Origin of the sequence: Paraburkholderia sp. J10-1 (assembly GCF_905220165.1) — a bacterium.
Lineage (GTDB): Bacteria > Pseudomonadota > Gammaproteobacteria > Burkholderiales > Burkholderiaceae > Paraburkholderia.
Genome location: NZ_CAJMYW010000006.1, coordinates 1 through 22,065 on the forward strand (window position 1 = coordinate 1; position 22,065 = coordinate 22,065).

The 22,065-nt window shown below is 63.8% G+C and carries 19 protein-coding genes and 1 other RNA gene; 4 read left to right on the forward strand and 16 right to left on the reverse strand.

The window, feature by feature from the left end; translation table 11 throughout:
* Positions 1 to 118: 118 nt before the first annotated feature.
* From rfaE1 to gyrA, 14 genes are all read right to left on the reverse strand, one after another.
* Positions 119 to 1,123 (reverse strand): D-glycero-beta-D-manno-heptose-7-phosphate kinase, encoded by a 1,005-nt coding sequence (rfaE1, locus tag U5A65_RS19595; RefSeq protein ID WP_321947042.1) that lies wholly within the window; start codon positions 1,121 to 1,123, stop codon positions 119 to 121.
* On the reverse strand, positions 1,095 to 2,492 hold the full coding sequence (locus tag U5A65_RS19600) for a UDP-glucose/GDP-mannose dehydrogenase family protein (protein ID WP_321947044.1): 1,398 nt from the start codon (positions 2,490 to 2,492) through the stop codon (positions 1,095 to 1,097). Before U5A65_RS19600 ends, rfaE1 begins: the two co-directional genes overlap by 29 nt.
* Positions 2,493 to 2,578: 86 nt before the next feature.
* A complete protein-coding gene (gene lapB / locus U5A65_RS19605; RefSeq protein WP_321913839.1) occupies positions 2,579 to 3,754 on the reverse strand; it encodes a lipopolysaccharide assembly protein LapB in 1,176 nt (391 codons plus the stop codon).
* Between the two features lie 64 nt (positions 3,755 to 3,818).
* Complete coding sequence (locus U5A65_RS19610; RefSeq protein ID WP_028208175.1) at positions 3,819 to 4,112, reverse strand: lipopolysaccharide assembly protein LapA domain-containing protein; 294 nt, start codon at positions 4,110 to 4,112, stop codon at positions 3,819 to 3,821.
* Positions 4,113 to 4,409: 297 nt separating this feature from the next.
* Positions 4,410 to 4,733: an integration host factor subunit beta gene (locus U5A65_RS19615; RefSeq protein WP_027817382.1), complete on the reverse strand. Its 324-nt coding sequence runs from the start codon at positions 4,731 to 4,733 to the stop codon at positions 4,410 to 4,412.
* A 25-nt stretch (positions 4,734 to 4,758) separates the two neighbouring features.
* A complete protein-coding gene (rpsA, locus tag U5A65_RS19620) occupies positions 4,759 to 6,489 on the reverse strand; it encodes a 30S ribosomal protein S1 (RefSeq protein ID WP_321913840.1) in 1,731 nt (576 codons plus the stop codon).
* A 182-nt stretch (positions 6,490 to 6,671) separates the two neighbouring features.
* Complete coding sequence (cmk, locus tag U5A65_RS19625; RefSeq protein WP_321913841.1) at positions 6,672 to 7,367, reverse strand: (d)CMP kinase; 696 nt, start codon at positions 7,365 to 7,367, stop codon at positions 6,672 to 6,674.
* A 28-nt stretch (positions 7,368 to 7,395) separates the two neighbouring features.
* The gene (aroA, locus tag U5A65_RS19630) at positions 7,396 to 8,700 is read right to left on the reverse strand and encodes a 3-phosphoshikimate 1-carboxyvinyltransferase (protein WP_321913842.1); all 1,305 of its coding nucleotides are present in this window, start codon (positions 8,698 to 8,700) and stop codon (positions 7,396 to 7,398) included.
* A 76-nt stretch (positions 8,701 to 8,776) separates the two neighbouring features.
* Positions 8,777 to 9,721 (reverse strand): prephenate dehydrogenase, encoded by a 945-nt coding sequence (locus U5A65_RS19635; protein ID WP_321947045.1) that lies wholly within the window; start codon positions 9,719 to 9,721, stop codon positions 8,777 to 8,779.
* Positions 9,722 to 9,752: 31 nt separating this feature from the next.
* Entirely contained in the window at positions 9,753 to 10,874 is a 1,122-nt protein-coding gene (hisC, locus tag U5A65_RS19640; protein WP_321947047.1) for a histidinol-phosphate transaminase, read from the reverse strand.
* 139 nt (positions 10,875 to 11,013) lie between these two features.
* Entirely contained in the window at positions 11,014 to 12,099 is a 1,086-nt protein-coding gene (pheA, locus tag U5A65_RS19645; RefSeq protein ID WP_321913845.1) for a prephenate dehydratase, read from the reverse strand.
* A 63-nt stretch (positions 12,100 to 12,162) separates the two neighbouring features.
* Complete coding sequence (gene serC, locus U5A65_RS19650; RefSeq protein ID WP_321913846.1) at positions 12,163 to 13,245, reverse strand: 3-phosphoserine/phosphohydroxythreonine transaminase; 1,083 nt, start codon at positions 13,243 to 13,245, stop codon at positions 12,163 to 12,165.
* Positions 13,246 to 13,470: 225 nt separating this feature from the next.
* A complete protein-coding gene (locus U5A65_RS19655; RefSeq protein WP_158758339.1) occupies positions 13,471 to 14,079 on the reverse strand; it encodes a DUF2059 domain-containing protein in 609 nt (202 codons plus the stop codon).
* A gap of 207 nt (positions 14,080 to 14,286) precedes the next feature.
* Positions 14,287 to 16,896, reverse strand: coding sequence for a DNA gyrase subunit A (gene gyrA, locus U5A65_RS19660; RefSeq protein ID WP_321947049.1), 2,610 nt, complete (start codon positions 16,894 to 16,896; stop codon positions 14,287 to 14,289).
* A gap of 563 nt (positions 16,897 to 17,459) precedes the next feature.
* Here gyrA and ompA point away from each other — a divergent pair.
* From ompA to ssrA, 4 genes are all read left to right on the forward strand, one after another.
* Positions 17,460 to 18,104, forward strand: coding sequence for an outer membrane protein OmpA (gene ompA, locus U5A65_RS19665; RefSeq protein ID WP_321913848.1), 645 nt, complete (start codon positions 17,460 to 17,462; stop codon positions 18,102 to 18,104).
* Between the two features lie 225 nt (positions 18,105 to 18,329).
* A complete protein-coding gene (ubiG, locus tag U5A65_RS19670; protein WP_321935161.1) occupies positions 18,330 to 19,028 on the forward strand; it encodes a bifunctional 2-polyprenyl-6-hydroxyphenol methylase/3-demethylubiquinol 3-O-methyltransferase UbiG in 699 nt (232 codons plus the stop codon).
* 86 nt (positions 19,029 to 19,114) lie between these two features.
* The gene (locus U5A65_RS19675) at positions 19,115 to 19,837 is read left to right on the forward strand and encodes an HAD-IA family hydrolase (protein ID WP_321947051.1); all 723 of its coding nucleotides are present in this window, start codon (positions 19,115 to 19,117) and stop codon (positions 19,835 to 19,837) included.
* A gap of 121 nt (positions 19,838 to 19,958) precedes the next feature.
* Positions 19,959 to 20,328: a transfer-messenger RNA gene (gene ssrA / locus U5A65_RS19680) on the forward strand.
* Positions 20,329 to 20,528: 200 nt separating this feature from the next.
* On the opposite strand, the gene U5A65_RS19685 is transcribed toward ssrA, so the two are convergent.
* Positions 20,529 to 20,795, reverse strand: a complete 267-nt coding sequence (locus U5A65_RS19685) for a hypothetical protein (protein ID WP_321913851.1) — start codon at positions 20,793 to 20,795, stop codon at positions 20,529 to 20,531.
* Positions 20,796 to 20,907: 112 nt separating this feature from the next.
* Entirely contained in the window at positions 20,908 to 21,990 is a 1,083-nt protein-coding gene (locus U5A65_RS19690) for a substrate-binding domain-containing protein (protein ID WP_321913852.1), read from the reverse strand.
* Positions 21,991 to 22,065 lie beyond the last annotated feature (75 nt).

Here is a 22,065-nt window from a genome sequence, read left to right on the forward strand (position 1 = left end):
GATAGGTCTGCGGTGACGAGGTTCACGCGAGGTTGATGCGAGGTTGACCCACAACCGGGAAAACTCTCCGGAAATCCCGGCCGGGGAGCGAGCGCGCTACGCGAGCGCGTGCGGAACGTTATTGAAAGAGTTCGTCGTAGTCGACGGTGGCCGTACCGAGCTTGCCGACCACGATGCCGGCCGCGCGATTCGCGAGCGCAACGCCCTCGACGAGCGGCAAACCCGCGCCCAGCATGACCGCGACAGTCGCGATCACCGTGTCGCCGGCGCCCGAGACATCATACACTTCGCGCGCGTCAGCCGCCGCGTGCAGCGCGCCGTCGTCGGAAAAGAGCGTCATACCCTCTTCTGAGCGCGTGAGCAGCAGCGCGTCGAACTGCAGTTCGTGGCGCAGCTTCGTCACGCGTGCGTGCAGGTCCTCCTCGGATTTCCAGGTGCCCACCACTTCGCGCAGCTCCGCGCGGTTCGGCGTGATGAGGCTCGCGCCGCGATAGCGCTCCCAGTCGTCGCCCTTGGGGTCGACCAGAACTGCCTTGCCCGCAGCGCGCGCCTTCGCGATCATCTGCGTGACGTGCGTGAGGCCGCCCTTCGCGTAGTCGGAGAGCAGAATCACGTCGTGCGTGGGCAGCAGCGCGTCGAAACGTGCGAGGCCGGCAAGCAGGATCTCGTGCGCGGGCGTGTTCTCGAAGTCCACGCGCAAGAGCTGTTGCTGGCGCGAAAGCACGCGCAGCTTGATGGTGGTCGGCAACGAGGGATCGCGTTCGAGATACGCGTTCACGTTGCTTTCGTCGAGCAGCTCGACGATGCGCTCGCCGGGTTCGTCATGGCCCAGCACGCACAGGAGGCCCGCATGGGCACCGAGCGCCGCCGCGTTGCGCGCGACGTTCGCGGCGCCGCCGAGGCGGTCTTCCTTGCGCTGCACATGCACGACCGGCACCGGCGCTTCCGGCGAGATGCGGTTGACGTCGCCGAACCAGTAGCGGTCGAGCATGACGTCGCCCACCACGAGCACGCGCGAGGTGGCGAGCTTCTCGCGCGGCACGACGCGCACTTCGGGCGCGATCGCCGTGACAAGCGCGCTGACAGGCGCGGCTTCAGGCTGCGGAGTTTGCGAGATTGACATGGGGCCGCCCAATCGAGTGATAGTCAATGCCGAGCTCTGCCATGGCGTCGGGCTCGTAGAGATTGCGTCCGTCGAAGATACGCGGTGCCTTGAGCACCTTCTTCAAGTGCACGAAGTCGGGCGCCTTGAACGCGGTCCATTCGGTGACGATCACGAGCGCGTCAGCGTCCGTGAGCGCGTCGTCCTGGCTCGACGCGAACGAAAGGCGCGCATGCTGCTCGGGCGCGTGCGCGAGATCGAGCGCGAATACACGCTGCGCTTCCTCGGCCGCGACCGGATCCCACGCGGCCACCGTCGCGCCGCGCGCAAGCAGGTCGGCGATCAGACGGCGGCTCGGCGCTTCGCGCATATCGTCGGTGTTCGGCTTGAATGCGAGGCCCCACACCGCGAAGTGCTTGCCCGTGAGGTCTTCGCCGCACACCTTGGCGATCTTCTTGACGAGCACCTCCTTCTGGCCGTGGTTGACCTCCTCGACCGCTTCGAGCACGCGCAGGTTCTGGCCCGACTCCGCGGCCGTGCGGATCAGCGCCTGCACGTCCTTCGGAAAGCACGAGCCACCGTAGCCGCAGCCCGCGTACAGGAAGTGATAGCCGATGCGCGGATCGGAACCGATGCCGCGGCGCACCGACTCGATGTCGGCGCCCACGCGGTCGGCGAGATTCGCCATCTCGTTCATGAACGAGATGCGCGTGGCGAGCATGGCGTTGGCCGCGTACTTCGTGAATTCAGCGGAGCGCACGTCCATGTAGATCGTGCGCTCGTGATTGCGGTTGAACGGCGCGTAGAGGCGCTTCATCTTCTCGCGCGCGGCGTCGCCGTTCTCGTCCTCGTCGAGCCCGATGATGATGCGGTCCGGGCGCATGAAGTCGTCCACGGCCGCGCCCTCTTTCAGGAACTCGGGGTTCGAGACGACCGAGAAGCGATGGTCGACGCTGTGCATAAGGCCGCGCTTGGCCAGTTCTTCGGCCAGCACGCCGTGTACGCGCTGCGCCGTGCCGACCGGGACCGTCGACTTGTCGACGACCACCTTGAAGCCGTTCATGTGGCGGCCAATGCTGCGCGCCGCCTCGAGCACGTACTGGAGATCGGCCGAGCCGTCTTCGTCAGGCGGCGTGCCCACGGCGATGAACTGCACCTCGCCGTGCTCGACGCTCGCCGCCACGTCGGTGGAAAACGTGATGCGCCCGGCCGCGCGGTTGCGCGCGATGAGTTCGAGCAGGCCCGGTTCGTGAATCGGCACGCCGCCGCCATTCAAGATGTCGATCTTGCGCGGATCGACATCGAGGCAAAACACGTCGTGGCCGATTTCGGCAAGACACGCACCGGTGACGAGGCCGACGTAGCCGGTACCGACAATGGTGATCTTCATAGGCGCTCCGGTGACAGATGCTGATGTTGTATTGACTGTGTGTGCGTGGCCGCCCAGGCGCCCGGCAACGGGCGCTGCCCTTAGGCTCAGCTCGACGCGGGAACCGGCTCGACGCGGCGCGGCGCATAGGTTTCCCAACCGCTGCAGCCAGGACACTGCCAGTAGAAGAGGCGCGCCCGGAAGCCGCAGTTCTGGCAGGTGTAACGAGGCAGGTTCTTGGTGCGCTGCTGGAGCAGCTTGCGCATCAGTTCGAGTTCGCTGCGGCGCGGCTCTTCGGCCGTTGCCTGCTGCGCTTCGAGCAGGCGCGCCATGCCGGCGAGATTCGGGGACTTCTCCATCTGCGTGCGGGCGAGCGAGTGCGCCGCTTCGGCGCCGCGCAGCGCGGCGACATGCTTGTACGCGACGTCGAGCAGGTCGTTGGACGGATACGCATCGACCCACGTCGTGAGCAGTTGCGCGCCCTCTTCGGCGCGGCCGAGCGTCTCATAGGCCTTCATGACCTTTTCAGCGACGAGCGGTAAATACGCGGGGTTTTGCGCCTCGACTTCGCGCCAGTGACGAAGCGCCGTCTCGCAATCACCGCTTGCCGCATCGACATCGCCCGCGAGGATCGTCGCGCGCACGTTCTGTGCATTGGCCTTGAGCGCCAGCGTCAGCTGACGGCGTGCTTCGTCGGGCTTCTTCTGCTGGAGCGCTTCCTGAGCGAGCTCGCAATGGAACTGCGCGATCTCGAGGTCGAGCGAAGCCGCGCCCATCGTTTCGAGATGTCGTGCGGTGTCGATGCAGCGGTTCCAGTCCTTCTCGATCTCGTAGATCGCGAGCAGCGCGCGCTGTGCGCCAAGCGCGAAGTCGCCCGACTTGAGCTTGCCGAAGGTTTCCTCGGCGCGGTCGAGCATGCCGGCCTTCAGGAAGTCCTGGCCGAGTTCATAGAGCGCGTGGTCGCGCTCGTTCACGGGCAGGTCGGAGCGCGAGAGCAAATTCTGATGCACGCGGATCGCGCGATCGGTCTCGCCGCGGCGGCGAAACAGATTGCCGAGCGCGAAGTGCAGTTCGACGGTTTCAGGGTCGAGCTTGGCGACCTCGATGAACGCGTCGATGGCCTTGTCCGGCTGTTCGTTGAGCAGGAAATTCAGCCCGCGGAAATACGAGCGCGGCAGGTTGGCGCTTTCGGAAAGGAGTGCCTTCAGGTCGTAGCGCGACGCCATCCAGCCGAGCGCGAAAGCCACGGGAATGACGAGGAGCCACCAAAAATCGAGATCCATGCGAGCGATGGTATGAGCGGAAAATCAGCCGCACCCGTCCAGGCGCGCGGCACGGCAATACAAATCAGATGAGCGGCGGCAGCGGCGGCTCGACGCTCGGCGTGGGCGTTTCACGCGCCACACGCAGGTCGCGTTTGAGGCGGCCGTTTTCCATGCGCAGCCGGAACACGCCAGGCAGCGCGGAAAGCAGCCCCGCCAGCAGCCCCACCACAAAGAACGCGAGGCCGATCAGGATCAGCGGAGCCTGCCACGAATATCCGGCCAGAAAGTTCAGCGTCGCGGTTTGCGTGTTGGCGAGCGCGAGTACGAGCAGCAGCACGAACACCAGCACACGGATCACCCAGGCGATCAATCTCATTGAAGGATTCTCTTGGCAGTTGAGAAAGGCGCCGGCGTGGCGGACATGCTGCGCCGCAGCACAAGCCGCGCCGAAGTGTCCCGTATTGTAATTGAACGGCTCGCGCGCCGACACGTGTGAGCGAGCGCGGCGCCAGATCAAACCGGGGCGCCAACGCAAACAGCGTCGAAAAGGCGCAGACGAAAAAAAAGCGCCGGGGTGGTTCACCCCAGCGCTTTTTACCGGTCCATGCATTCTGGCCATCTGGCATTGACCGCCGACGACCGCAATCGCCTGATCGCAAAAACGATCCAACGCTTACAGGTCGTCGTCCGGCTCGTCCGCCTTCAGCGGCTCGCCCGAATTACGGTCCACGCGCTCGCGCAGTTCCTTGCCCGGCTTGAAGTGCGGTACGAACTTCTCAGGCACCAGCACCTTTTCACCCGACTTGGGATTGCGCCCAACGCGCGACGGCCGACGATTCAGGCCGAAGCTGCCAAAGCCACGAATTTCGATGCGATGGCCCTTGGCAAGCGCCTCGGACATCGCATCGAGCATCGTCTTGACCGCGAAATCCGCGTCCTTGAGAACAAGTTGCGGAAATCGCGTAGCCAGCTGCGCGACCAATTCAGATTTGGTCATACTTCAGCTTGCCCCCGTTTGAGGCTTACTGGTTCTGGCCGTCGAGCTTGGCCTTGAGCAGCGCGCCGAGGTTGGTCGTGCCGGTGGCAGCCTGACCCGAATCAGCCGACATGCTGCGCAGTGCTTCCTGCGTCTCAGCCGAGTCCTTAGCCTTGATCGACAGGTTGATGCCACGCGACTTGCGATCGATGTTGATGATCATCGCGTTGACCTTGTCGCCTTCCTTCAGCACGTTGCGAGCATCTTCCACGCGGTCTTGCGCGATTTCCGAAGCACGCAGGTAGCCTTCGACGTCCGCCGTCAGGGTGATAACTGCACCCTTCGCGTCCACCGACTTCACGACGCCGTCGACCGTTGCGCCCTTGTCGTTGATTGCAACGAAGTTGCTGAACGGGTCGCCTTCGAGCTGCTTGATGCCGAGCGAAATGCGTTCCTTCTCGACGTCGATGCCCAGAACCACGGCTTCGACTTCGTCGCCCTTCTTGTACTTGCGAACGGCTTCTTCGCCAGCTTCCGACCACGACAGGTCCGAAAGGTGAACCAGACCGTCGATGCCGCCAGGCAGACCGATGAACACGCCGAAGTCGGTGATCGACTTGATTGCGCCTTGCAGCTTGTCGCCCTTCTTGAAGTTGCGGCTGAAGTCATCCCACGGATTCGGCTTGCATTGCTTCATGCCGAGCGAGATGCGGCGGCGGTCTTCGTCGATCTCGAGGACCATGACTTCGACTTCGTCGCCCAGCTGGACAACCTTCGACGGAGCAACGTTCTTGTTGGTCCAGTCCATTTCCGACACGTGAACCAGGCCTTCGATGCCCGATTCGACTTCGACGAACGCGCCGTAGTCGGTGATGTTCGTGACCTTACCGAACAGGCGCGTGCCCGACGGGTAACGGCGCGAGATGCCTTCCCACGGATCGTCGCCCAGTTGCTTGATACCGAGCGAAACGCGGTTCTTTTCCTGGTCGAACTTGAGGATCTTCGCGGTGACTTCCTGGCCAACCGAGAGAACTTCGCTCGGGTGACGCACGCGACGCCATGCGATGTCGGTGATGTGCAGCAGGCCGTCGATACCGCCGAGGTCCACGAACGCGCCGTAGTCGGTGATGTTCTTGACCACGCCGTTGACGATCGCGCCTTCCTTCAGCGTTTCGAGCAGCTTTGCGCGCTCTTCGCCTTGCGTGGCTTCGATCACTGCGCGGCGCGACAGCACGACGTTGTTACGCTTGCGGTCGAGCTTGATGACGCGGAATTCGAGGGTCTTGCCTTCGTACGGCGTCGTGTCCTTGACCGGACGCGTGTCGACGAGCGAACCCGGCAGGAACGCGCGGATGCCGTTGACCATGACGGTCATGCCGCCCTTGACCTTGCCCGTGATCGTGCCGGTCACGAGTTCGTTGTTGTCGAGGGCCTTTTCCAGCGACAGCCACGAAGCGAGACGCTTCGCCTTGTCGCGCGACAGGATCGTGTCGCCGTAGCCGTTTTCCAGCGCGTCGATCGCGACGGAAACGAAATCACCCGCCTGAACCTCCACTTCGCCCTGGTCGTTCAGGAATTCCTCGATAGGAATATAAGCCTCGGACTTCAGGCCAGCGTTCACGACCACGAAGTTGTGGTCGACGCGCACGACTTCAGCGGAGATGACTTCGCCGGCGCGCATGTCCTGGCGGGTCAGCGACTCTTCGAACAGAGCCGCAAAGGATTCGGTATTGGGGGTGGAGGTTTGCAGGTCGGACATAAAAATCTGGATTTGCATGGTTTTCGCTGCACCGTTGGCCAGTCTTGACCGGTGGTGCGTTGAGGCCGGAACGCTTACGCTCGCGGCACAGATGCAAAAGCCATACTGGGTTAAAGGGTTTAACACACGCCCTGTTTCTTTCCAGGGCACCAACTGGCACTGCTACTGCTTTCTTTACTGCGCTTTGCCGCGCTCGTGAATTACCGCACGGGCCGCAGTTGGCTCGCCCCCTGATACCACCGCACCACCTGTTCGACCGCCTGGTCGACGGAGAGCGCCGAAGTATCGAGAAGCTGCGCATCTGCTGCGGGCTTGAGCGGCGCAGCCGCGCGGTTACTGTCGCGCGCGTCGCGTTCACGCAAATCCCGAAGCAAGTCATCCATATTAGCAGAAAAACCTTTTTGGATCAATTGCTTATGCCGGCGGGCCGCGCGAGCCTCCACGCTGGCCGTCAAAAACACCTTCAGAACGGCGTCCGGGAAGATCACGGTGCCCATGTCGCGGCCGTCCGCCACGAGCCCGGGAAGCTTGCGAAACGCCCGCTGGCGCGCCACGAGCGCCGTGCGCACGGCCGGATGCGCGGCGATCATCGAGGCGCGGTTGCCCACCTCCTCGGCGCGAATATCGTTCGAAACGTCAACGCCGTCGAGCTGTGCGAGCCCCTCGCGGAACGTGATATGGAGGTCATCGATCAGTTTCGCCAGGCTCTCGGCGTCGTCGGCGGCAATTGTGTAGCGCACGCTCGCGAGCGCCGCCAGCCGGTACAGCGCGCCGCTGTCGAGCAGGTGAAAGCCGAGTTGGGCGGCGACCAGCGCGGCCACCGTGCCTTTGCCGGAAGCGGTCGGGCCGTCGATCGTGATGACGGGCGTCGGATAAAAGGGACGGGTCGATTTCATGCGGCAAAGGTACTCGGCTTCGTTTGAATCAAGGTTGCGCGAGCGCCAGGAAGCGCTCGAAATAATCGGGGAACGTCTTGCCGACGCACTTCGGGTCGTTGATGCGCACCGGCACGCCGCCGAGGCTCACGAGCGAGAAGCACATCGCCATGCGGTGATCGTCGTAGGTGTCGATTGCGGCGTTCGGCGTAAGTTTCTCGGGCGGGCGCACGATCAGGTAATCGGGGCCCTCTTCCACATTCGCGCCCACCTTGCGCAGCTCGGTGGCCATCGCGGCGATGCGGTCGGTTTCCTTCACGCGCCAGCTCGCGATGTTGCGCAACGTGGTCGCGCCATCGGCGAACAGCGCGGCGACCGCGATCGTCATGGCCGCGTCGGGAATCAGGTTGAAGTCCATGTCGATGGGGTCGAGCTTGCCGTGATCGTTGCCGATCCCGCGCACTTCGATCCAGTCGTCGGCGACCGTGACGTTCGCGCCCATGCGCATGAGCGCCGCCGCGAATTCAACGTCGCCCTGGATGCTCGAGCGCCCCACGCCTTCCACGCGCAGCGGGCCGCCGCCAATCGCGCCCGCGGCGAGGAAGTACGACGCGGAAGACGCATCGCCCTCCACCATGATCTTGCCGGGCGACTGGTAACGCACGCCCGCCGGGATCTCGAAACGATGCCAGCCGTGGCGCTCGACCTTCACGCCGAAACGCTCCATCAGCTTGATCGTGATTTCGATGTAGGGCTTGGAGATCAGTTCACCGTCCACCTCGACGATCGTCATGCCGTCCTTCGCGCGCACGAGCGGCAGCGTCATGAGCAGCGCGGTAAGGAACTGGCTCGACACGTCGCCGCGCACGCGGATCGGCGCCTCGACCGAAATCGGCGCCGGGCGGATACGCAACGGCGGAAAACCTTCGTTCTCCTCGTAATCGATCTTCGCGCCGATCTGGCGCAGGCCGTCCACGAGGTCGCCGATGGGCCGCTCGTGCATGCGCGGCACGCCGTGAATGCGGTAGTCGCCGCCGTTCACCGCGAGCGCGGCCGTAAGCGGTCGCACCGCCGTGCCCGCATTGCCGAGAAAGAGATCGGCGCGCACTGCCTGGAACGCGCCGCGCGTGCCCTGCACGACACAGGTGTCGCCCTCGCGCTTCAATTTCACGCCGAGCTTTTCCAGCGCGTCGAGCATGACGCGCGTGTCGTCGGAGTCGAGCAGGTTCGTGATGGTCGTGTCGCCCTCGGCCAGCGCCGCGAGCAGCAGCACGCGGTTCGAGATGCTTTTCGAGCCGGGCAGACGGATCGTGCCGGACGCATGGGTGAACGGTCCGAGATCGAGGTGTTCCATGAGCGTGTCCTGAGAATGCCTGGGTTGCAGCCTGGTTTTTGCGGCGCTCGCGCCGCCGGGCTTAAGTCCTGCTTGCTTATTTGCCTGGTGCTGCGTCGATGGCCGCCGCGGCGCCCTTGCCGCCGCGCTCTTGCCATGCCTCGCGCGCCGCGCGCGAACGCGCAAACACGGTTTCGAGCGCTGCGCCGTCGCCGGCTTCGATCGCCGCGCGCAGCCTCGCCAGCACCTCAGTGTAGCCGTCGAGTTCGGCAAGCAGCGCGGTGCGGTTCGCAAGGCACACGTCGCGCCACATTTCGGGGCTCGACGCGGCAATACGCGTGAAGTCGCGAAAGCCGCCCGCCGCGAACGAGAACTTCAGTTGCGCGTCGGGCGAAGCGAGAATCTGGTCGACGAGTGCAAACGACAGCACGTGCGGCAGATGGCTCACCGAAGCGAATACGCGGTCGTGTTGCGCCGCCGGCATCTCGCCGATCACGGCACCCGTGGCGCGCCACATCGCGGCAATGCGCTCGACCGATGCCGGCGCGTTTTCCTCGAGCGGGCACAGCACGACGTTGCGGCCCACGTAGAGATCGGGCAGCGCAGCGTCGACGCCGCTCGACTCGCGCCCGGCGATCGGGTGTCCCGGCACGAACTGCGCGATGCGCGCACCGAGCGCCGCACGGGCCGCGGCGATCACATCGCTCTTGGTGCTGCCGGCGTCGGTGACGATGGTCTCGCTGCCGAGGTGCGGCGCGATGCGCTCGAGCAGCGCCTGGGTTTGCGCAACGGGTGCGGCGATCAACACGATATCGGCGCCATCGAGCGCGGCGGCGAGCGCCGCTTCGTCGTCGAGCGTCGCGGCGGCGTCGATCACGCCGAGTTCGAGCGCGCGCGACACCGAGTGCGCGCTGCGGCCCACGCCAATCACCTGCGCGCCCTCTCGTGCAGACGAACCGCGCTCGCGCAACGCACGCGCGAGCGACCCGCCGATCAGGCCCACACCGAAAATCACGAGTTTGTTAAACGAAAACGCAATCACGACGCCACCGAATAGAGTAAAGGTCGCGCGCTCAAGGCGCGCCGAGCGCTCGCTCGAGGGCCGCGACGAACGCCGCGTTCTCCTCGGGCAAACCGATCGTCACACGCAGCCACTGCGGCAAACCATAGTTGCCCACCGGCCGCACGATCACAGCCTGCTTGAGCAGCGCGAGGTTCACGCGCTCGCCCGCGCCGTCGTCCGCTGCATCCTTGGCCACGCGCACCAGCACGAAATTGCCGTCCGACGGCACGTATTCGAGGCCGAGACGCTCGAACGCGGCGGTTACCGTGCGATAGCCTTCGGCGTTGAGCGCCGCGCTGCGCTCGAGGAACGCCGTGTCGCCAAGCGCGGCGATAGCGGCGGCCTGCGCGAGCGTGTTGACGTTGAACGGCTGGCGCAGACGGTTGAGCAGATCGGTCAACTCCGGCTGCGCAATCGCAAAGCCGATGCGCAGGCCGGCGAGCCCGTAGGCCTTCGAGAACGTGCGCGAAACGAGCAGGTTCGGATAGCGGCGCACCCACGCGATCGAGTCGTAGCGCTTCTCCGCCGCGAGGTATTCCGTGTACGCCTCGTCGAGCACGACTGCGACATGCGCGGGCACCTTCGCGATGAACGCCTCGAGCTTCGCACCGTCGATGAACGTGCCAGTCGGGTTGTTCGGATTCGCCACGAACACGAGACGTGCGTCTTCATCGATTGCCGCGAGCATCGCGTCGAGATCGTGCCCGTAGTGCACGGCCGGCGTGACGAGATGGCGCGCGCCAAGGCCCTGCGTCGCGAGAGCATAGACCGCGAACGAGTACTGCGAATAAACGATCGACTGGCCGCGCTCGACGAACGCATGCGCGGCCATTTCGAGAATGTCGTTGCTGCCGTTGCCAAGCGTGATCCATTCGGCCGGCACGTCGTAGCGCGCGGCCAGCGCGGCCTTCAACTCGAACGCGTTCGAATCCGGATAGCGGCCCAGTTCGCTCGCGGCCTGCGCGATTGCACGCTGCGCCGACTCGGGCACGCCGAGCGGATTCTCGTTCGACGCGAGCTTCACGATGCGCGCCTCGTCGAGCCCGAACTCGCGGGCGACTTCGGAAATCGGTTTGCCGGCGATGTAAGGCGCGATTGCGCGCACATACGAGGGGCCGAATTGCGTGGTCATGCGTCTCTCCAGGGCTCAAGGCGCCGGGCGTACAACGGCCGGTTGGGACGGATCGGGAAAGGCGCGCCGCCCGGCATCCTCATGCGGCGGGCGGCGATTGGGCGGCGTTCGGCGGTGGGCCGCCCGCACCTTCCGCGCTTTAGCGCGCGCGCGGATACGAGCCGAGAATCTTCAGAAACGCGGCTTTCTTGCTGAGTTCGTCGAGCGCGGCGGCCACGGCGGGTTCGTCGCGATGGCCTTCGAAGTCGATGTAGAAGTAGTACTCCCACGTGCTGCCAAGGCGTGCCGGCCGCGACTCGAAACGCGTCATCGACACGCTGTGGCGCGCGAGCGGTTCGAGCAGCTTGTACACCGCGCCCGGCTCGTTCTTCACCGAAACGATCATCGAGGTCTGGTCGCGGCCCGTCGCGCCCGCCGGCTGCTTGCCGATCATCACGAAGCGCGTGCGGTTGTGCGGGTCGTCCTGGATCAGCGCGTTGGCGATCAGCAAACCGTAGTGCGTGGCGGCGCGGTCGCCGGCAATCGCCGCAACCGTCGGGTCGGCGGCGGCCAGACGCGCGGCTTCCGCATTGCTCGACACCGGCTGACGCTCGAGCTGCGGCGCGTTCGCGGTCAGCCAGTGCTGGCACTGCGCGAGCGCCTGCGGGTGCGCGCACACGCGCTTCACGCCGTTCAGGTTGCCGCTCAGCGTCATCAGATTGTGCTGAATCGGCAGCGCGATTTCGCCGCCAATGACGAGCTGCGTTTCGAGGAACAGGTCGAGCGTGCGTGAAACGGCGCCTTCGGTCGAATTCTCGACCGGCACGACGCCGAACTCGGCGGCGCCCGCCTCGACCGAGCGGAACACCTCGTCGATCGACGGGCACGGCAGGCCTTCGATCGACTGACCGAAGTACTGGTACATCGCCTGTTCGCTATAGGTGCCGACCGGGCCGAGGAACGCGGCCGAAATCGTCTTTTCGAGCGAGCGGCTCGCGGCCATGATCTCGCGCCAGATCGCGCTGATGTGATCGTTGCCGAGCGGGCCGTCGCTCATGTTCTGCAGGCGCTCGATCACCTGAAGCTCGCGCTCCGGGCGAAACACCGGCGCGTTGAAATGCTTCTTGACCTCGCCCACTTCGAGCGCGACCGAGGCGCGCTGGTTCAGGAGCGCGATGAGTTGCGCGTCGATCGCATCGATGCGTTCGCGCAGCGGCTTGAGTTGGGAGTTGAGTTCGTCGTCCATGCGTAAAACCGGCAATCTGAAAGGATGCGCGCGGCGCCGCTTCGCTCGGTGAGCGAGGCGCGCTTACGCGTGCTTCGCCTCGAATTCCTTCATGTACTCGACCAGCGCCTTCACTGCCTCGAGCGGCACCGCGTTGTAAATCGATGCCCGCATGCCGCCGACGGACTTGTGGCCCTTCAGCTGCAACAGCCCGCGCGCTTTGGCGCCGGCGAGGAAATCTGCGTTACGTGTTTCGTCGGCGAGGAAGAACGGCACGTTCATCCGCGAGCGCGCGCGGCGCTCCACCTTGTTAATGTAGAAGCTGCTTGCGTCGATCGTGTCGTAGAGCAGCTTCGCTTTTTCCACATTGCGCGCCTCGATGACTTCGAGACCGCCCTGGCGCTTGAGCCACTTGAACACGAGGCCCGCGATATAGATCGCGTAGGTCGGCGGCGTGTTGAACATCGAATTGTTCGCGGCCACGGTTTTCCATTCGAACGCCGACGGGCAAATCGGCATCGAGCGATCGAGCAAGTCCTCGCGCACGATCACGACCGTCACGCCCGCCATGCCGATATTTTTCTGCGCGCCGCCGTAGAGCACGCCGTACTTGGCGATGTCCATCGGGCGCGACAGGATGTGCGACGAGGCGTCAGCCACGAGCGGAATGTCACCGAGGTCGGGAATCTCGAAGGTCTCGACGCCGTCGATCGTCTCGTTCGTGCACAGGTGCACGTAAGCGGGGTCGTCGGAAAGCTTCCACTCGCTCTTCGGCGGCGAATGCGTGAAGCCGGCCTCGGTACGACCCGTCGCTGCAATGTGCGCCTCGCCGTACTTGAGCGCTTCCTTCTGCGACTTCTGCGACCACGAGCCAGTCACGACAAAGTCGGCGCGCGGCTTCGAGCCGAACAGGTTGAGCGGCACGATCGCGTTCTCGCCAATGCCGCCGCCCTGCAGAAATAGAATCTGGTGACTGGCGGGCACCTGCATCAGCTCGCGCAGATCGAGCAGCGCCTCGGCATGAATCTGCATGAATTCCGGGCCGCGATGGCTCATTTCCATCACGCCCATGCCGCTGCCGTGCCAGTCGAGCATTTCGTCGGCGGCCTGACGCAGGACTTCTTCTGGCAACGCTGCCGGTCCGGCTGAGAAGTTGTAGACGCGCATCGTAAAAAGGATCCCCGAGGCAGGCGTTGTGGCAAAAACCACCGGAAAACACGCCAGAAAAAGAAAATGGCCGCTTGCGCTTATCGCACAAACGACCATTATCGCATTGTCGCCGGGAACCCGCCACGCGTGGCGCGGCGGTGGGTTTCCCGGCCTACGCGGCCAATCCGGCCCCGCTACCGTACTTCATGGCGACGAACCGGAGGGCGCGTAATGCCGGAAGGCTTACTTGGCAGCCTTGACCGAAGCGACTTCCTTGTCGGCCTGGTCGCGCGTTGCCTTGATCGACTGCGGCATGTACTTCTGCATCAGGCTGTTCACGACGTCGCGGCCAACCTGGTCTTGAACCTGAATGAACTTGCGGCCGGTCGGGCTGCGGTAGAACGTGGTCAGGTCCTTGATTTCCTGCGTGCTGTAGTACTTCGCATACGCGTCGTACTGAGCTTGCATGGCGTCCTGCTTGAACGAGTCGGTCGCGAAGACCTGGCCTGCCGAGTCAACCAGCTTCGGCACGGCGTTCTTCTGCAGCGACGGGACGGCAGCTTGCTTCTGCTTGTCCGTCATCGTCTTGTTTTCCGAGAGCGCGTCCGACAGGATTGCCGGGACAAGCTGCTTGGCTTGCATCTGGGCGCTGTTGCCGATTGCGCCGACGAGCTTCTGTGCGTCGATCGCGTCGAGCAGGTCCTTGATCGCGGCCTGCTTGGCCGGATCGACGGGTGCTGCAGCCGCTGCCGGTGCCTGGGGGGCGGGCGCCTGGTTCTGGAGCGCCTGAGCCATGGCAAACGTCGGCACGAGAGCGGCCAGCAACATCACCTGCTTGAATCGTTTTTGCATCATTACTCCCTTTGAGAAATTAATCGATTTGCACTGCCGCGCGGACTGCGGGGCGCCGCATTGGCGTTCATTTGCGTTGTGCGCCCGCCGGCCGGTCCGCCCGGCACACCATTCATTTAGCTGACACTAACAAGGTTCGCTGAAACCCACCTTAAAGCCCGCGTAAGCGCATCGATTGAACGCACTTCTGCGGGCCTGGATGGAGCATCACTCTTCGCCTTCGCCCGGCTCGCCTTCACCTTCGGCGTCCGCCTCTGCGTCTGCTTCGGCGACCTGCTGGAGTCCGGAGAGCTTCGTCCCTTCGTCAAGGCTGATGAGTGTAACACCTTGCGTTGCACGGCCCATTTCGCGAATTTCCGACACGCGCGTGCGAATCAAAACGCCCGTGGTGGTGATCAACATGATCTGCGCTTCCGGGTCGACGAGTGTGGCCGCAACCACCTTGCCGTTACGCTCCGAAGTCTGGATTGCGATCATGCCCTTCGTGCCGCGGCCATGGCGCGTGTACTCCGTGATCGGCGTGCGCTTGCCGTAACCGTTCTCGGTCGCGGTGAGCACCGACTGCTGCTCGTCGCCTGCCACGAGGAGCGCGATGACCTGCTGATTGTCTTCGAGCTGCATGCCGCGCACACCGCGCGCTTCGCGGCCCATCGGGCGCACGTCGTTCTCGTCGAAACGCACGGCCTTGCCGGCGTCGGAGAACAGCATCACGTCGTGCTCGCCGTCGGTGATCGCGGCGCCGATCAGGTAGTCGCCGTCGTCGAGACCGACCGCAATAATACCCTTGCGCAACGGGCGGCTGAACGCTTCGAGCGGCGTCTTCTTGACCGTACCCAACGCGGTGGCCATGAAAACGAACTTGTCGGCCGAGAACTCCTTGACCGGCAGCACGACCGTGATCTTCTCGCCGTCCTGCAGCGGGAACATGTTGACGATCGGACGGCCGCGCGAGTTGCGCGAGCCTTGCGGCACTTCATACACCTTCACCCAGTACACGCGGCCGCGATTCGAGAAGCACAGAATGTGGTCGTGCGTGTTGGCGATAAAGAGGGTGTCGATCCAGTCGTCGTCCTTCATCGAGGTCGCCTGCTTGCCGCGACCTCCGCGCTTCTGGGCTCGATATTCCGACAACGGCTGCGATTTCACATAACCGGCGTGCGACATGGTCACGACCATGTCCTGCGGCGTGATCAGGTCTTCGGTGTTGAGCTCCGTGGCGTTCATCTCGATCTTCGAGCGGCGGGCATCGCCGAATTCGCTCTTGATCGAGGTGAGTTCGTCGGAGATCATGGTAGTTACACGCTCGGGACGCGCAAGGATGTCGAGCAGGTCGGCGATCTGCGCCATGACTTCGCGGTACTCGCCGATGATCTTGTCCTGCTCCAGGCCAGTCAGGCGCTGGAGGCGCATTTGCAGGATTTCCTGCGCCTGCGTGTCGGACAGACGGTAGAGGCCGTCGGCCTGCATACCATATTGCGGGTTCAGCCCTTCCGGACGGTAGGCGCCGCGCCCGCCCGCGGCCGCGTTGTCCTGCTCCGCACGCGTGAGCATCTCGCGCACGAGCGACGAATCCCACGAGCGGTTCATCAACTCCTGCTTCGCGATAGGCGGCGTGGGCGCGGCCTTGATCAGTTCGATGAAGTCGTCGATGTTCGCGAGCGCAACGGCGAGACCTTCGAGCACGTGGCCGCGTTCGCGCGCCTTGCGCAGCTCGTACACCGTGCGGCGCGTGAGCACTTCGCGGCGATGCGAGAGGAAATGCTCGAGCATTTCCTTCAGGTTCAGCAGCTTCGGCTGGTTGTCCACCAGCGCGACCATGTTCATGCCGAACGTGTCCTGCAGCTGCGTCGCCTTGTAAAGATTGTTGAGGATGACCTCGGGCACTTCACCGCGCTTGAGCTCGATCACAACACGCATGCCGCTCTTGTCCGATTCGTCGCGAATATCGGAAATGCCTTCGAGCTTCTTCTCGTTGACGAGCTCGGCAATGCGCTCGAGCAGCGAACGCTTGTTCACCTGATACGGCAGCTCGTCGACGATGATCGCCATGCGCTGACCGCGATCGATTTCCTCGAAGTGCGTGGCCGCGCGCATCACCACCCGGCCGCGGCCGGTGCGATAGCCGTCGCGCACGCCGGCGACGCCATAAATAATGCCGGCGGTCGGGAAATCGGGTGCGGGGATGATCTCGATCAGCTCGTCGATCGTCGCCTGCGGGTTTTTCAGCAGGTGCTGGCAGGCGTCGACAACTTCGTTGAGATTGTGCGGCGGAATGTTCGTCGCCATGCCGACCGCGATACCCGACGAGCCGTTGATCAGCAGGTTCGGAATGCGCGCGGGCAGGATCTGCGGCTCGCTTTCGCTGCCGTCGTAGTTCGGCCCGAAGTCGACCGTTTCCTTGTCGATGTCGGCCAGCAGCTCGTGGCCGATCTTCGCCATGCGGATTTCGGTGTATCGCATGGCGGCGGCGTTGTCGCCGTCGATGGAGCCGAAGTTGCCCTGGCCGTCGACCAGCATGTAGCGCAGGGAGAAGTCCTGCGCCATACGCACGATGGTGTCGTAGACGGCCGTATCGCCGTGCGGATGGTACTTACCGATGACGTCGCCGACGATACGCGCCGACTTCTTGTAAGCGCGGTTCCAGTCGTTATTCAGCTCGTGCATTGCGTAGAGCACGCGCCGGTGGACGGGCTTGAGGCCGTCACGAACATCCGGAAGTGCCCGCCCGACGATCACGCTCATCGCGTAATCGAGATACGAGCGGCGCATTTCCTCCTCGAGGGAGATTGGCAGAGTCTCTTTGGCGAATTGATCCATTATCGATGTCTTATTTGGGCACGCGGTGTGCTAGCGCCTCGCCCCAACTGGAAGGACGGAGGTCGCCGCGGCCACCGCGAGACGCCCAGCTGTCGCATGGACGCCGCGGACGCAGCGCATCACGCGATTCTACCATGCACGACACCCTCGCCCGCCGCCTGCGTATACCTATTAGAGGAGTGGCGCCGAAGCGCTCAAAAGCGCCTTGAGCGTGGCGCAAACGCCGCAGTGCGAACCGGAATCAGATGCACCGCCAGCGATTTGGATAACAATGTGTGACAGCCCGCCTACCCAGGCGCACTACCAGGTAAAATAACGGGAACTTTTTTGTTGCGGGCGTACCACGTTCGACAAGCCGCAGTGAAAGGGGCGGATTTTTTTTATCGTCGGAGGGGAACGATATGGCAAAATGCCAACGCACAAAGTTAGACACTGCTCGAAGTCTACACAACGCAAAGCGTTCCCCACAACTTGCCAATGTTATACTTCGAGCAATGTATGACTTGTCTTCGTCATATGGCTCGCAGTAAACCTGCGGTAATCTCAATTTCGAGAGGAGAAATATGAATAAACTTTCAAAGCTCGCGTTCATTGCAGCTACCGCAGTTGTGGCTGCATCCGCTCAGGCACAATCGGTGCCGGCGTCGCGACAAGCCGTCAATGACAACTGGGTGAATGGTACCGGCGAATACGTGTGGATGAACGGCACGAACGAGCTTTGCTGGCGCGATGCATTCTGGACGCCGGCCACCGCCAACGCCAAGTGCGATGGCGCCCTGGTCGCCCAGGCACCGACGCCGCCGGTCGCTCCGGTCGCTCCGGCCATCACCAGCCAGAAGATCACGTACCAGGCTGACGCCCTGTTCGACTTCGACAAGGCGATCCTGAAGCCGGCAGGCAAGGAAAAGCTGGACGACCTGGCAAGCAAGATCCAGGCACTGAACCTCGAAGTCGTCGTCGCGACGGGCTACACCGACCGTATCGGCTCGGTTGCCTACAACGACCGTCTGTCGCTGCGCCGTGCGCAAGCCGTGAAGTCGTACCTGGTCAGCAAGGGCGTTCCGGCAGAGCGTATCTACACGGAAGGCAAGGGCAAGCGCAACCCGGTTACGACGGGCTGCAACCAGAAGAACCACAAGGCTCTCATCGCCTGCCTCGCACCGGACCGTCGCGTGGAAGTCGAAGTCGTCGGCACGCAAAAGCAGTAATCGCGAGCTTTCGACCGCAAGTCTCAAAAGCCCCGCTTCGGCGGGGCTTTTTTTATCCCGAGCGCTTTCCTCCTTTTTCCCTTCTTTCATTTCGCCTGACTCTGCGCGGCTTTATCGTTTTGGAAAGATTTACGGCACAGCGTGGCATTTGGCCGCCCTGTGCACCCACAGATATACTCGGGGTTTATTCTTTCTGACCCGCACCGCGCTTCAGGCTGCCACGACATGACGAATGCCGATCCCCACGAGCTGCAGAAATTCAGCGATCTCGCTCATCGCTGGTGGGACCCAAACGCCGAATTCAAGCCGCTGCACGAACTCAACCCCATTCGCCTTGGCTGGATAGACAGTCATGCGCACCTGCCGTCCAAGCGCGTGCTCGACATCGGCTGCGGCGGCGGCATCCTCTCCGAATCGATGGCGGGGCTGGGCGCGACCGTGAAAGGCATCGACCTTTCGCGCGAGGCGCTCGGCGTGGCGGACCTGCATAGCCTCGAAAGCGGCGTGACGGTGGACTACGAGCTGATCGCCGCCGAAGCGATCGCCGCACGCGAACCTGCGTCGTTCGACGTCGTGACCTGCATGGAGATGCTCGAACACGTGCCGGAGCCCGCCGAGGTCGTGAAGGCCTGCGCAACGCTTGTGAAGCCTGGCGGCTGGGTGTTCTTTTCGACGCTCAATCGCAACGTGAAGTCGTATCTTCTCGCCGTGATCGGCGCGGAATACATCGCGCAGATGCTGCCCAAGGGCACGCACGACTACGCGCGTTTCATCCGCCCCTCGGAGCTTGCCGCGTTCGTGCGCGACGCCGGCATGCGTGTCGCCGAAATCAAGGGCATCACGTATAACCCGATCACGCGGCACTTCGCGCTTTCGAACGACTCCAGCGTCAATTACATGATCGCCTGCAGGCGCGACGCCTGACGGCGCTTGCGCGATCGGCGCCGCCGGACCACCCTGCTCCGGCGGCATTTCCTGCACACGGGCGCGCCGCGCCATCGCTTCCAGACATGAACTCACCCACGAACGTCCAATCTGCCGCGGTCAGCGCCGCAGCGCTCGCCACCTGCGACGCCGTGCTGTTCGATTTCGACGGCACACTCGCCGATACGGCCCCCGACCTCGCCGCCGCCGTCAACCAGATGCGCCACGCGCGCGGCCTCATGCCCGCGCCGCTCGAGAAGCTGCGTCCGCTCGCTTCGGCCGGCGCGCGCGGCCTGATCGGCGGCGCGTTCGGGATCGGCCCCGACGATCGCGAGTTCGCGGCCATGCGCGAGGAATTCCTCGCCAATTACGAGGCGAATTTGCGCGTCGAGACGGCGCTCTTCGCCGGGATCGACGCCGTGCTCGACGACCTCGACACGCGCGGCGTGCGCTGGGGCATCGTGACGAACAAGGTCGCACGTCTCACCGAACCGCTCGTGAAGCTGATGCATCTGGACACGCGCGCAAGCTGCGTGGTGAGCGGCGATACCACGCCCTATTCCAAGCCGCATCCGGCGCCGCTGCTGCACGCGGCCGAGGCGCTCGGCATCGCGCCGCAGCGCGTGGTGTATGTCGGCGACGATCTGCGCGACGTGCAGGCAGGCGCCGCGGCGGGTATGGCGACCATCGCCGCCGCCTACGGCTACTGCGGCAACGACGTGCCGCCCTCGCAGTGGAATGCGCAATATGTCGCCGACACCACGGCGACGCTGCTCGCTCTGCTCCAGCACATCGGCAATCCGGCCTGAGGCAACGTGAAGACGGACGTAGAAGCCGAAGCGGCTTTTGCGCGCAGACAGCCCCGCGCCCCCTTGAACCGGGCGCGGTTCGCCTCATATGGCGAACTATGTGATAATTGTTCTTTCCTCTGGGGCCGACCTGGTTTCGACAGGGGTTATGAAGTAATCAGGGCATGCCGAGGACCCGTCACCTCGTTAATCAATGGGAAAAACGTAACTGCAAACGACGATACGTTCGCACTGGCAGCCTAAGGGCCGCCGTCCTCTGCCTAGCTTACTGACGGGCTAGCGTCGCAAGACCGGTAGCAATACCGCCAGAGGTCATTTACGTCAGTTAAGCCTTGTCGGCGTCACGACGCCAAGGTCGAAAATCTAGTGAATCGCCGTAGCGCAGCGTGTTCGTCCGCGTCGCTGCGGTTAAATCAAATGACAGAACTACGCATGTAGAACTGGTTATGGACTGCTTCTGGACGCGGGTTCGATTCCCGCCGGCTCCACCAGATATTTCCGGTCGTCCACGACGAACGGACTCAAGCCCCGGCGCCGCAAGGCTGTCGGGGCTTTTTGCTTTTTACGGATTCCCGCCGCCGGCCAACCCAACCCGGCAAAGAGCAAACAAAAAAACTCGCGACGGCCCGTTCGGGCCTCGCGAGTTTTTTATTCCGCAAGCGGCGCGACTGCCGCCACTGCCCTTACGCCATTAATTGTCCTGCGGGCACTGCAGATTACAGCCGTTCGGATCACCCAGATCACCACGCTTACGTGCAGCGGACGCTTTGCCATGCTGATACTTTTCCGAAGGCGCCGAAGCGGCGTACTGCATTTGCGGATGCTCGTTGAACTTGAACTGATCGCTCAGAATGCCGCCGGGGACGCCCGGCGAGTTCTGCGCGAATGCGAGGTTGAACGTAGCCAACAACGCCGCGGCCGTAGCGGCGGCAGCACCAACTTTGAGGACAAATTTCATGGTCGATCGGCGCGCAGAACGCGCATCTGAAACGTGAGAGCGAATACGAACTGAAAGTATCACAAAAAGCGCCGCAGTCTGCAGCGTAGTCCGACCAATACGTTGCCTTCTATTACAACGCCCGCGGCTCGCCCCATGCGGCTTCGAGTTCCACGACGTCACCGCACGCGGCCGGATCGTACCCTTCGAGTTGGGCAACCGAAGCGCGGAACCCGGCACCGCGCAGCAACGACAGAACCGTCGCCAGCGGCTCGTGCGCGAGATGACCGCGATCACACGCGAAATAGTAGTCTTCGTCGGCGATTTCAATGAAATCGAGGCCGAAGTGGTGCGCAGCCGGCTCCACGCCGAAACCCACGTCGGCCATGCCGCTCGCCACGAACGCGGCAATCGCCGAGTGCGTGAGCTCCGAAGACGCATAGCCGTTCACGCGCTCGGGATCGACGCCAATGCGTGTGAGCAGCAGGTCGATCAGCATGCGCGTGCCCGAGCCCGGCTGCCGGTTCACAAAACGTATATCGCCGCGCGCGAGGTCGGCCAGGCCCTTGACGTGCTTCGGGTTGCCGCGCCCGACGAAGAGCCCCTGTTTGCGCTGCGTCAGATGGATGAGTACGTGCCGCTGCGGGTCGAGCCAGCTCCGGTAGGCGTTGGCGCACGCGGCGCGAAAGTCGCCGCGCGGCAAATGAAAGCCCGCTAAATCGCATTCGCCGCGCGCGAGCGCCGTGATCGCATCGACGCTATCGCGGTACTTGATCTCCACGGGCACCTGGTCGGCGACGAGCGCCGTCACGAGCGCCGCCACCGCATAGCCGTGCGAAGCGTGGATGCGCAGATCCTGCGCGTGGGGCGCGAGCCAGCGGTTCAGGTCGCTCGCCACCTCGCTTGCCAGCGCCTCGAGATTACCCTGCAGGCGTTCCCCGCACAGGCGCTGCGAGCGCAGCACAGCCTCGCCCAGTTCGGAGAGCACGGAGCCGCGGCCGCGCGCTTTCGCGATCAGCGCGCCGCCCAGGCGCTCCTCCACTTCGCGCAAAACACCCCACGCATGGCGATAGGACAAACCCTTACGCTGCGCGGCCTGCGCAATGCTTCCTTCTTCCGCGACAAGCGCAAGCAACGGCACAACGTCCGTCAGGCTTGCCTCGCGGCCATCCGCGTCGCGCACGACTAGCTGCGCATGGCACTCGACCTTGATCATTATGAAATGCTCCTTCCTATTGCGTCCGCCTTTCCACGGGCCTATTGTTCGGTCAGACAACAAGACAACCGCAGC

Excerpts from the sequence above, each read along its gene's own strand:
- rfaE1 (WP_321947042.1), bottom strand. The coding sequence starts at position 1,123 with ATGTCAATCTCGCAAACTCCGCAGCCTGAAGCCGCGCCTGTCAGCGCG.
- U5A65_RS19600 (WP_321947044.1), bottom strand. The coding sequence starts at position 2,492 with ATGAAGATCACCATTGTCGGTACCGGCTACGTCGGCCTCGTCACCGGT.
- lapB (WP_321913839.1), bottom strand. The coding sequence starts at position 3,754 with ATGGATCTCGATTTTTGGTGGCTCCTCGTCATTCCCGTGGCTTTCGCG.
- U5A65_RS19610 (WP_028208175.1), bottom strand. The coding sequence starts at position 4,112 with ATGAGATTGATCGCCTGGGTGATCCGTGTGCTGGTGTTCGTGCTGCTG.
- U5A65_RS19615 (WP_027817382.1), bottom strand. The coding sequence starts at position 4,733 with ATGACCAAATCTGAATTGGTCGCGCAGCTGGCTACGCGATTTCCGCAA.
- rpsA (WP_321913840.1), bottom strand. The coding sequence starts at position 6,489 with ATGCAAATCCAGATTTTTATGTCCGACCTGCAAACCTCCACCCCCAAT.
- cmk (WP_321913841.1), bottom strand. The coding sequence starts at position 7,367 with ATGAAATCGACCCGTCCCTTTTATCCGACGCCCGTCATCACGATCGAC.
- aroA (WP_321913842.1), bottom strand. The coding sequence starts at position 8,700 with ATGGAACACCTCGATCTCGGACCGTTCACCCATGCGTCCGGCACGATC.
- hisC (WP_321947047.1), bottom strand. The coding sequence starts at position 10,874 with ATGACCACGCAATTCGGCCCCTCGTATGTGCGCGCAATCGCGCCTTAC.
- pheA (WP_321913845.1), bottom strand. The coding sequence starts at position 12,099 with ATGGACGACGAACTCAACTCCCAACTCAAGCCGCTGCGCGAACGCATC.
- serC (WP_321913846.1), bottom strand. The coding sequence starts at position 13,245 with ATGCGCGTCTACAACTTCTCAGCCGGACCGGCAGCGTTGCCAGAAGAA.
- U5A65_RS19655 (WP_158758339.1), bottom strand. The coding sequence starts at position 14,079 with ATGCAAAAACGATTCAAGCAGGTGATGTTGCTGGCCGCTCTCGTGCCG.
- gyrA (WP_321947049.1), bottom strand. The coding sequence starts at position 16,896 with ATGGATCAATTCGCCAAAGAGACTCTGCCAATCTCCCTCGAGGAGGAA.
- ompA (WP_321913848.1), top strand. The coding sequence starts at position 17,460 with ATGAATAAACTTTCAAAGCTCGCGTTCATTGCAGCTACCGCAGTTGTG.
- ubiG (WP_321935161.1), top strand. The coding sequence starts at position 18,330 with ATGACGAATGCCGATCCCCACGAGCTGCAGAAATTCAGCGATCTCGCT.
- U5A65_RS19675 (WP_321947051.1), top strand. The coding sequence starts at position 19,115 with ATGAACTCACCCACGAACGTCCAATCTGCCGCGGTCAGCGCCGCAGCG.
- U5A65_RS19685 (WP_321913851.1), bottom strand. The coding sequence starts at position 20,795 with ATGAAATTTGTCCTCAAAGTTGGTGCTGCCGCCGCTACGGCCGCGGCG.
- U5A65_RS19690 (WP_321913852.1), bottom strand. The coding sequence starts at position 21,990 with ATGATCAAGGTCGAGTGCCATGCGCAGCTAGTCGTGCGCGACGCGGAT.